15 protein-coding genes are annotated in these 9,539 nt (G+C 57.4%); 5 read left to right on the plus strand and 10 right to left on the minus strand.

The features are described from left to right. Positions 1–172: 172 nt before the first annotated feature. From EN935_RS11690 to EN935_RS11700, 3 genes are all read right to left on the minus strand, one after another. The gene (locus EN935_RS11690) at positions 173–388 is read right to left on the minus strand and encodes a DUF768 domain-containing protein (RefSeq protein WP_127262956.1); all 216 of its coding nucleotides are present in this window, start codon (positions 386–388) and stop codon (positions 173–175) included. After that, a complete protein-coding gene (locus EN935_RS11695) occupies positions 385–606 on the minus strand; it encodes a DUF768 domain-containing protein (protein ID WP_127262957.1) in 222 nt (73 codons plus the stop codon). The genes EN935_RS11690 and EN935_RS11695 overlap by 4 nt, the downstream gene beginning before the upstream one ends. Before the next feature lie 421 nt (positions 607–1,027). Continuing rightward, positions 1,028–1,900, minus strand: coding sequence for an ATP-dependent DNA ligase (locus tag EN935_RS11700; RefSeq protein ID WP_127262958.1), 873 nt, complete (start codon positions 1,898–1,900; stop codon positions 1,028–1,030). A gap of 125 nt (positions 1,901–2,025) precedes the next feature. Here EN935_RS11700 and EN935_RS11705 point away from each other — a divergent pair, with 125 nt between their 5' ends. Continuing rightward, positions 2,026–2,214 carry a DUF3606 domain-containing protein gene (locus EN935_RS11705; protein WP_127262959.1) on the plus strand — a complete coding sequence of 63 codons (189 nt, stop codon included), beginning with the start codon at positions 2,026–2,028 and terminating at the stop codon, positions 2,212–2,214. Between the two features lie 33 nt (positions 2,215–2,247). Further along, a complete protein-coding gene (locus EN935_RS11710) occupies positions 2,248–2,478 on the plus strand; it encodes a hypothetical protein (RefSeq protein ID WP_127262960.1) in 231 nt (76 codons plus the stop codon). A gap of 473 nt (positions 2,479–2,951) precedes the next feature. On the opposite strand, the gene EN935_RS11715 is transcribed toward EN935_RS11710, so the two are convergent. The 5 genes from EN935_RS11715 to EN935_RS11735 all read right to left on the minus strand — a co-directional run bounded on the left by EN935_RS11715 (position 2,952) and on the right by EN935_RS11735 (position 6,559). After that, complete coding sequence (locus EN935_RS11715; protein WP_127262961.1) at positions 2,952–3,446, minus strand: hypothetical protein; 495 nt, start codon at positions 3,444–3,446, stop codon at positions 2,952–2,954. After that, positions 3,443–4,369 carry a hypothetical protein gene (locus EN935_RS11720; protein ID WP_127262962.1) on the minus strand — a complete coding sequence of 309 codons (927 nt, stop codon included), beginning with the start codon at positions 4,367–4,369 and terminating at the stop codon, positions 3,443–3,445. The genes EN935_RS11715 and EN935_RS11720 overlap by 4 nt, the downstream gene beginning before the upstream one ends. A 78-nt stretch (positions 4,370–4,447) precedes the next feature. After that, complete coding sequence (locus EN935_RS11725) at positions 4,448–5,110, minus strand: hypothetical protein (RefSeq protein WP_127262984.1); 663 nt, start codon at positions 5,108–5,110, stop codon at positions 4,448–4,450. Between the two features lie 40 nt (positions 5,111–5,150). Beyond that, positions 5,151–5,417: a hypothetical protein gene (locus tag EN935_RS11730; RefSeq protein WP_127262963.1), complete on the minus strand. Its 267-nt coding sequence runs from the start codon at positions 5,415–5,417 to the stop codon at positions 5,151–5,153. A 290-nt stretch (positions 5,418–5,707) separates the two neighbouring features. Then, positions 5,708–6,559 carry a glycoside hydrolase family 108 protein gene (locus EN935_RS11735; protein ID WP_127262964.1) on the minus strand — a complete coding sequence of 284 codons (852 nt, stop codon included), beginning with the start codon at positions 6,557–6,559 and terminating at the stop codon, positions 5,708–5,710. Positions 6,560–6,619: 60 nt separating this feature from the next. Between EN935_RS11735 and EN935_RS11740 the strand changes: the two genes are divergently transcribed. Next, positions 6,620–7,369, plus strand: a complete 750-nt coding sequence (locus EN935_RS11740) for a methyltransferase domain-containing protein (RefSeq protein ID WP_127262965.1) — start codon at positions 6,620–6,622, stop codon at positions 7,367–7,369. A 59-nt stretch (positions 7,370–7,428) separates the two neighbouring features. Here EN935_RS11740 and EN935_RS11745 read toward each other — a convergent pair whose 3' ends face one another. Both EN935_RS11745 and EN935_RS11750 read right to left on the minus strand, forming a co-directional pair. Continuing rightward, on the minus strand, positions 7,429–7,791 hold the full coding sequence (locus tag EN935_RS11745; protein ID WP_127262966.1) for a hypothetical protein: 363 nt from the start codon (positions 7,789–7,791) through the stop codon (positions 7,429–7,431). After that, positions 7,788–8,948 (minus strand): pyocin knob domain-containing protein, encoded by a 1,161-nt coding sequence (locus EN935_RS11750; protein WP_127262967.1) that lies wholly within the window; start codon positions 8,946–8,948, stop codon positions 7,788–7,790. The genes EN935_RS11745 and EN935_RS11750 overlap by 4 nt, the downstream gene beginning before the upstream one ends. 11 nt (positions 8,949–8,959) lie before the next feature. Here EN935_RS11750 and EN935_RS11755 point away from each other — a divergent pair, with 11 nt between their 5' ends. Next, positions 8,960–9,301, plus strand: a complete 342-nt coding sequence (locus EN935_RS11755; RefSeq protein ID WP_127262968.1) for a hypothetical protein — start codon at positions 8,960–8,962, stop codon at positions 9,299–9,301. After that, a complete protein-coding gene (locus EN935_RS11760) occupies positions 9,301–9,537 on the plus strand; it encodes a hypothetical protein (RefSeq protein ID WP_127373331.1) in 237 nt (78 codons plus the stop codon). The genes EN935_RS11755 and EN935_RS11760 overlap by 1 nt, the downstream gene beginning before the upstream one ends. The last annotated feature ends 2 nt before the right edge of the window (positions 9,538–9,539 follow it).

Consider the following 9,539-nt stretch of genomic DNA (forward strand, 5'->3'; position numbering starts at 1 on the left):
GTTCCAGATCGGGAACCCGTTGCCCAAGCGTTCAATGTCGCCGGGGTGCGCGAACTCGAACCGCCGCACCATGTCAGGGATTGTTGATTTGACGAAAACGCGCCCACACATTTTAGCCGAAGCTCACATCCTGACGTCGGGGAGACCAAAATGGGAACGGACTGCGAACGAGTCAACCGGTTCTCTTGCGACGACGCATTGCCTCGAAGATCACTTCGAAGACGCTAGCGACCTCGCCATTGATCTCATCGGCGCGGATACCGGCCTTCTCAGCCGCAGTCATCAACTGGTCCGCTAAGTCGCTGGCGGCGATTGGATCTCCCCGCGCCACAATGGGCAGTTGCTGGGCCATCCAATTGTCGAGAAACTTCAGGCCACGAGCGCTCATTCTGGCAAGCCCGAGTTGTGATGCACGATGGCATCGAGGACAGCCTCATACACACTACCTGTGTCCTCCTCGATCTCGGTACTGCTGATGCCTACCGCCTTCGCGTCCGCGAACAGCTTCTGCGTCAACTCGGCAACCGAGATGATGTCAGCGCCTGCAGTCGCAGGAACGTTGGCTACTATCCATTTGTACAAAAAATCAGTCCCGCGTGTGCTCATCCAAACCAACCGAACGTGATACTAACCATCACCGTCGCAACGAGGATCGAGAGTGGCACAGCGACGAACAGTCCTGCTTCCAGAAGTCGAGTCTCTTTGTCATTGAACATTAGTCGGCCCTTATGGAATCTGATTGGTGAGCTAGGAAACTCGGAACGGCTGTTTCGGTTCCAGAAAACCCGCCGCTCAATCACGGCAGCGCCGGAGACTTTGCGCGATTTGCCGATTCAAAACCGAAAAGTAGGCAAACTCGCCGGGCGAGACACCCCAACTGCCCTCGAAGCCCGGCGAGCCTACTACCTGATCAGGTACGCGATCAGGACCGGGGTTCACCCAGTAACGGGTCCGGTGCAAGATCAATGCCAGCAATCCTGTGCTGAAATGGGACGTGCGGCCAACTCTGCCTCCAGGACTGAGCATGCTATTTTAGGCGCGTCGCATCCTCTTCGCGAAAATCCTGCAGCGAAGCGTGTCGCAGGTCTTCCTCACCGCGAAGGTGCTTCACTCGGCCGATCAGCCCCGGCTTGACCCACTGAGTGGCCGGCCGCTTCATGCCCTTTGGCGGCGGCCCGGCGTGCTCCTGGACACGCTTCCAAAGCCGGTCCCGGATCGCCCCGCGTGAATTGATGAAAGCCGACCCGACATAGCGACCCGTCGCACGATCCGCCATCAGGGCGAAGGCCGGCTTGCCCGCCTCACGCTCGACACCAAGCAGCTCGAATTCGTCGACCGCATAGCTCTTGATCTTCAGCCAGTTGGTCGACCGGCCGCTGCGGTATTGGCTATCGCGGCGCTTCGACACCATGCCCTCGATGCCAGCTTCGTCGATCAGACCGAAAAGCGCCTTCGCTTCGCCCGGCATGGCTTGGCTGAACTGGATATGCTCGCCGGGCTCTATGATGCCTTCCAGGATCTCGCGCCGGTCCTCCAGAGCCATGGCGCGCAGGTCATGGCCGTTGAGGTGTAAGAGATCGAAGGCGACGAAATAGAGGTCTTGCTCGCGGCGGGTGATGGCCCTTCTTAGCGCACCGAAGTCGGACAAGCCGGCTTCGTTGAGCACCACGATTTCACCGTCAATGATGGCATTCTCAACACCCAGGCGCTTCGCGGCACCGACGAGGCTGCGATATTTCGTGGTCCAGTTGAGGCCGTTGCGAGTGAAAATGCGGACGTCATGGTCGATGATGATCTGCGAGCGGTACCCGTCAAACTTGACCTCGTGAATCCATCCGTCACCCTCTGGAGGCTTCTCCACCAAGGTCGGCAACAGAGGCTCGATGAACTTCAAACGCATGCACTGCACTCACAAGCCGCGATTCAATCAGCATGCGCTAAAATAGTTCCGTAACCGGATGCCGGCTTGAAACAAAGTGCGGCGAGCGACGTTGGGCATCACCTGCCAAAGGGAGGAGAACTGACATGACCGACGACAAGAACAAGCTTGGCTATCAGGACCGCGCCCGCGTGAGCGGCGATGAGGAGTATGAAGTTGGCTATCTCGCTAGCAAGTTCGGTCTTTCAACCGACCAAGTGCGGGAACTCATCAGAAAGCATGGCAGCAGCCGCGAGACACTGGAGCTGGAAGCCAAGGCGCTCGGAAATCGCTAGGCTGACTGCGTCTCGAAAAAGGAGGCCGTTAAAATGCTCGCGGGGGATATTGCGGAACGGCGACTGAAAATGCTGGTGGAGCAGTACGTCGAAGCAAGGAAAAAGAACCACGATTTCGTGTCGACCGAGCTTGCCAGCAAAGCAATCCGCCAGCTTATTTCCCCGCCGATCGGGGCGGAGGGCCTTGATAACATGATCGCGAAATGCGCCATCCAGCATGGGCTTAGCGTTCGTTTTGACCGCCAGGAAACTCGGCCGACTTGATCTCGTGCCAAACAAAAAAGCCCGCCACCTTTCGGCAGCGGGCTTTTCCGAATTTCGTGCCGTGGTGCCGTCTCAAGCCTTACTCGGACCAGAGACGGCCACAATCTGTGCCGCGATTAGAGCCAAGCGCTCGCGCTTTGTCAGAACCGGCTTGTGGTAGGTCTTCTTCATGTGTGCTCCCTTTTGCCTCGACACTAGAAATGCATTTGTCGACGATGAGTTGTCAAGAAAGATGCTCGCCTGTGGCCCGCCTCAATGGCGGGAGAGGCGGGCCGGCCAAGGTATACGGCCCTTGACCGACAGCGAGGGGTCGCTGTCATCTCAGAAACCAGCCGGCGAATATGAGGTTCCGCTTATACGCAAAAAAGGCCCACCCGAATGGAGAACAGGCGGGCCAGGGTCTGGAGTGTGCTGGGATCAACCAGCATCGGTCAACGAGTGGCGGAGGGGTTGGTTGCGCGCCCCAGCAGGTCCTAAGTGGGGAACTTATCGCGGAGAAGGACGTGAATTCGCTTAAGGACCATCAGCAGGGACAAAACGAAATTCGCTGATAAGAGAACAACCACCGCCTCCAAAATCCGCTGAGTGAGCCCATTCACAAAAAGGAGGGCCGTCAGGACCACCACGGCGATAAGAGCGACCAGAATGGTATAGGATATGTTGGCAAAGCTCTGCCGCAGCAATCGATCGCGAACCCCTTTTTTCCCATCACCATTCCCGTCGGAGAAACTGTAGATCAGCACTAGCACGTTGAACAAAAGTCCAGAAAAAATTGCGAACACCGAAATTAGGGTACCGATGTTGGCATCGCCAATAGACAGGCAGAATGCGAAAGCGGCGGTTGCTAGCACCGCCGGCACTCCTGCCATGATAAGAAAATCTTCGGTGCTGTACTTCTGCGTGCCCTCATCCCTGAAAGTCGAGAAATGATCTTCAAGGATCATCCTGATGTCGATCTTGCTCGTCATAACTCGATGCCTCCCCGTTTTGCGAGATCATCAACTATTTTTACAAACTCCGACTTGAGACTTTCAAATGTCGGAAATCCGTTCTGTCCGATCTTTACGTCAGCCGTAAGATCATATGATGTAGACAGGTTTTCCGGTTTGGTAAGGTTGATGGTCTTCAATTCACCACCAACGCGAATTCTGGTTTTTACGACATCGAACCCATTGTCATCGAAATCGAAAACCTCCTCCAGTTTCTTCTCTCCCTTTGCGAACGCAATCAGCCCATCTCGCTTAAACATGCCCTTGTCAGAAGGCTGTATAGAATACACGAACTTACCGGGTTGCACGGTCTTGTTCCCGCCAAAGCGGTCTGCGATATCAGCGGGGATTTCATGCTTCTCCACTATAACCTCCTCGACCGACCCGACCTTCAGATATTCAGCCAGGGCGTCTGCCACGGTGAGGCTACGAATGTGCAGACGGTAGGCAGGATATAGTTTGTCGAACTGGCCTGAAATAGCGGTCTCGAAAAGACTCCTGACACCACTTAATCCCCAGGATTGTATGCAGAGGATGCCTCTCTTCTCGTTATCAGGTAGCTCCAGATGGAAATAAAATGGGTCTGGCAGCGACTCAGTTTTCTTCTTGTTGTAGGCAACCTTGCCGTTGTCAGTGTCGATTATGTCGGATGCAAAGCCGTAGTCGCCAGCTTTCAGAAAGCCAATTAATGGGCCGCTCTTCCCCCATTTTGGCTCGATACTGAAGACCTTTTGATGAAGAGGTATCTTGCTGAACGTCGTCATTTTGCTCAGGATTTTCTGGATTGCGGTCCTAAGATCGGTCCCGCCATCAAACTTCCCGAACTTCAGATTTTCGCTCGACTTAGCGTAGAGACCTCTCAGCTCCACGAGATAAGCATTCGCACGACATTTTCTTGCCATTCACCCCTCCCCGACTTTAGCTGACCTATGAAGACAGGTTGAAGCAGAAAGGTCGAGTGGGGGCTAGGTGAACGGCAACTACGTCCCAGGGGTCGGCGTCTGCTTTCTGCGCAGATCGTCAAGCTCCCGCTTCATCTCCTGGATCACGTCGCGCGTCCCGTATACCGAGCCAAAGTCCTGCCGGAGCTCATCCAGCCGACGGGAGAACTCTGTCGCCTGCTGTTCATAGGACCGGTTGCGCTCCATCCACTCCGAGCGTGCCACCGTGCCGCCTCGAAGATCGGCAATCGCCGTCTCCATCCGGTTGCGGTCCTCAATGCCGCGCTGCGCCCGCCAGTCCATTTCCTGTCTCGATACCGTGTTGGCGGCGAGGCTCTGGATTGCTTTGCTGGTCTCTGTGGTTAGGCTCTGGATGAGGCGGCTGGTTTCGAGATCCTGCGCTTTCAGATCGTTTGTCGATTCCCGGATCGGCCAATAGACCAGCCCCCCGAGGACAACCACGACAGAGACCATGACGCCGAGCGCTTGCCACTGCGGCCGGCTGCGCTCCGATATCGACGTGCCAAGGGCGGCGATCGAACTGCGCGTCTCATTTGTGAACGAGGCGAATGAATTCTCAATCTGTCGAAAACCAGAACGCATTTCGGCTTCAAGGTCGGTCTGGCGCCGGCCAAGGTTCGTGACACGCTCGCCGAGCTGCGCCTGCACTGGATCTTGATATACTCGCTGGTCTTCAGCCATGCCGTCGTCCACTTCTATGCCTCAGCCATGCGAGTTTTCGCTATTTCAGTTCGGCACGGCGTTCGGCGCTCGCCTTGGTGTGCAGATCGCATTCCGCGCGGGTGTAGAGCTTCACGGCGCAGCCCGGCGCCATCGTGCGGTCGATCTTGTTCTGGTCGGCAACCGTTTTGCCCTGTGCGCCCGGGAGGCTGTTACCGATGGCCGAGCGTAGCGGCGTTACACCTTTGACGCCCGAAGTCGTACACGCCCCCAGCGTCAATGCACTCGTCAAGAGACATGCGAGCGTCAATGCCCTTATGGACCGCATCTTGGTTGTCCTTTTCGATCTTGGCGCGGACCTCGTCGGCGCCCCAATGCTTGATGAGTTCGTAACCGCCCAGCGCGGTGGCTGAGACGGCGACGGCTATGGCGGCCCACGCAGCAAGGACGGCGACTGGCCGCGGAATGCCCACAGAGCCGGCGATGATGGTGATGAGCCAGGAAATCACCATAGGAACCACCATCCGAGGAAGACGGCGATCCCTGCGAGCGACAGGGCGCCGGCAACTCGCAGCGTCCAGTCGATGACCGGGATGAAGACGTTCTTGAGCCCCTCCATCAATTCGCCCCCGTGCCCAGCGCCGCAGCGATCTGCTTGGCCTTGCGATTGGCGTACCAGCGGTAGGCAGCACCACCGAACAGCAGCAACGCGCTCACGAGTGCCAGGATGACCACAATCTTGGTGATCCACTCGCTGGCATAGGACAGCGGAGAAAGCTGATCCTGAAGACCCTGCAGCGTGCCCGAGACACCAAGACCCGCGCCGCCGCCGCCGATTGCAGCATCGGCAGGCGCGGTAGACGGCGCGGGCGTAGCGTCCTCGACAAAGGCCTTCGCCTGCCCACCATCAATGAAGCTGGCAGCCTGCGGCACCTGACCGGTAGCCCATGCCTGACCGATCGAACGAACCTCAGCGACGCGAGCGGACCACCCACGACCGAAGGTAGCGAAGGTGCTGAGACGTCGCAGGAAGTTCATCCGCGCATCGCAGATCCGGTCAATCAGCGCGTCGTTGTTGTTGATCGCCTTGAGCGCAGCAAGTGTGCCCATGCCCATGACACCGTCGATGCGGCCGGTGTAAACGGGCCCCAGAGCTTGCTGCAGCCACATGATCGAGCGGCCAGGGCCGGAATTCACTGCGCCGTCAAAGAGTACATAGTCGACGCCAGCCGGTAGCGCATCGCCCTGCACCGCGTCCCAATACTGGTGATCATAAATCGCGTTGAGTTCGTCGGCGGTGATGCCCTTCACCGACCGGGTGGCGAGGCCCTTGCCCTTCCGATAGCCGTCATAGACGCGCTGGGTAACGCCCTTCATCGTCGGGCCGCCAGGGTCTTGGGCATGGTTCGAATAGCCGCCTTCGTGCGCGAGCACCTTGGCAAGCGATTCCTTTTCACGGGAAACAGCCATTTGATATTTTCCTTCCAGGGGATAGTGGATATAAGCCAGCTTTTTGGGAGGGAGACTTAGATGAGCAAAGACTTAAGCAAGGAGTACGGCCCCGCATTCTTTGAAGCTCGCAGCCGGGAGGTTGGTATTGCTGAAACGGTCTTGCGCCCTTTAATTGGCCTACTGCGGCCGCAATCCATTGTTGACTTTGGAACAGCTACGGGATCGTGGCTCGCCGCGTCAAAACGCCTTGGTGTGCAGCAGACAAGAGGTATCGACGGACCTTGGGTGCCCGCAAAACAGAGGCTCATCGAGCCGCACGAATTCACCGAAGCGAATTTTGAAGAAGAGTTGCCCGACCTTGGCCGATTCGATCTGGCCATATCAGCGGAAGTGCTGGAGCATATTTCCGGCCCGGCGTCTCTCAGAGCCGTCGAGTGGCTGTGCCGCAGTGCGCCGGCAGTGCTGTTTTCTGCCGCTATTCCGTTTCAGGGCGGCATGCATCACATCAACGAACAATGGCAAAGCCATTGGGCAAATGCCTTCGAAGCATACGGCTTCAAAGCCTACGACATAATCCGACCGGCAATTTGGACGGATAGGTCAATCCCGGTTTATTATCGGCAAAACCTGATCTTTTTTGCTGATGACGAGACCGCAAGAAATCATGGGCTTGTCCCGATCGCCCCTGCGTTCATTGATCGCGTTCACCCTGATGAATACTTTACAAAGATGACAAAGCTGAAGCGCCGCACCATTTCGGGGCGCATCAAATGGCTGCTAACCGGCATGCATCGGCCTGAACGGGCCAATCTCCCGCCAAAGCGTTAAACGGCCAAGACGGCAACGAACACGCCAGGCAGATCGATGATGCTGCTAGTGGTGCTGGTTTAAGAGGCAAGAATAATTGCGGGGTCGAGCCCGAGCGCGGCCACGAACGCCATGGCGTCGGGATCGTCACAATAGACGGCGGGATGGTCCGGAGCGAACCAGCGGGCAAATGCGTTCGGCTGCGCCCACAGCGCCCCTTGGGCTATGCCCATTTTATTGACATCGATAAGCCGTTGCATGACCGTAGATTTCAGCACCATCTGGCGTGCGACGGGCGGCTCGCTCCATGCGGAGCCATCCCATGTCTGCCGAGCATCAGTGGGCGCGGTAGGCACTTCTATGCCGCTTTCAGGCAGTTCAATGTCTTCGCCGTCGAAGCCGCCGAGATAGCCCCCATTGTCGTCAACGAAATAACGCGTCATGCCCATGCCCTCACAACAAGCCGCCAACTCGTCTTAACGGTGGTGGAGTAATTACCATTCGTTTTGTTAAGCAAAACGATATATTGTGCATCGCTGCCGAAACGAACATTCAGGTTCGTTGCGTCGGGGACGATAGAAACACCCATACCAAAACTTCCCGTTGCAGAGATGTGATGGTTGATAAACACTTCGTCGCCGATAGAATATCCTGCGTCAGCTGTGGTACATTGAAGCGCGACCGCGATTATCTTTGGCTTCACTCCGAGCCCATGCGCCAGTGTCAGCGCGCCACCTTGGGTGAGCGTCTGCTGTGCGCTTTCAAAAGCCTGCGTGAAGGGCAACGGCACCGACAACTGCCGATAGCGTGCGTCCTGTTCGGCTTGAGACCACTGGATTTTATACCAGGCGCCCCAAGCGCCTCCGACTTGGTGACGCCGCCAGATTTTGGTATCAGCCGCCGTTGCGGCGGTGAAATCATACACGGTCTGCGCCCTGTAACCGGCAGCACCATGCGCCTCGACGGTACCTATGTTCCAGGTGGTATTGGCCGCCGGCGCATTGGCAATCCCACTGCCCATGTACCAGCCGTTGTCAAGGGCATTGTTCCAGTCGGTAATGGTCTTCGCGACAAGCCCAAGCCTCGCAGGCAGGATCCCATCAGCAAGTGTCGTAGTGATCGGTTGGCCGGATGCCCGCTGATAGCTGACGCAAACCCAATTGCCGCCGCCCTTCGAGCGCATGACGGCGGCATCGCCGGCCGCCGCCTGGATGTTGGCTGCTCCGGGCAGGATGAGGCTGACGGCGTTATACGTCAGCAGCGGCGCAGCGACGAAGACAAGCACGCGTTCCACGCCCGAGGGGAGAACTCCAAAAGCCGTGATGGCCGCTGAACCGGTGACGTTGACGACAATGCCGGTTGCCGTGGCCAGATCAGTGGTCGCGGCCGAGGCGATGTTGGCCGAAGTCGTATTCAGCGCATCGTTACCTCCAACCAGCGTTGACGCCCCGGTTCCGCCCATCTGGAACGGGCGCGGCGTGTTCATGATCGCCAACAGATCGGCGAGGAAAGCGTTGTACTTGCCGCTTTCAATCGTCGTGTTGGGGATCGCCACCGTGTTCGGCGGCCACGACGTGACCCCGCTACCGTTCATAGGCATTGGCATTCTCCATGGAAATGGGCATATATTCCGCGATGCGATACTTGTTGATCATCTCGACGTTGCTTCTTGCCGGCTGTCAGTCAGAGCAACCGGCAAACCCTGCAATGGCTCAAAAGCTCGGCGAAACGTGCCAGGCGTACGGTTTCAAGCCGGGCTCGGATCAGTTTGCGCAGTGCATTTTCCAGCTTGATCAGAACCGCATCGCCGAAAACCGGAGGAAGCGGATTGCAATCGGCGATGCTCTGTCCGACGCTGGAGACAACATGCAGCGCAGTGCGGCCGCCAATCGCCCGATCAACTGCACCTCGACGCCGACCTATGGCGGCCAGGTCAGAACGACGTGCTACTGATGAGCGATGGCAACCCCTACCAGATCGAGCACAACTCGAAAGAACGGCGCCCCACCAATGCGATTTGGTGGGTCTTGGCCGTGATTCTCGCCGTTAATTGGATCGGCTATCTGTATTTCAATGCCGCCGATGTTTGGGCATTGGCCGTCGGCGGCGGCCCGGCGCTGAAAACGGCCACTTGTTGCCGCTTATCTCGATGGCCCACAAAGCGAAGATTAAGCCTGTGCCGCCGCTGACG

This window comes from Mesorhizobium sp. M7D.F.Ca.US.004.03.1.1 (genome assembly GCF_003998635.1).
Taxonomy (GTDB): domain Bacteria; phylum Pseudomonadota; class Alphaproteobacteria; order Rhizobiales; family Rhizobiaceae; genus Mesorhizobium; species Mesorhizobium loti.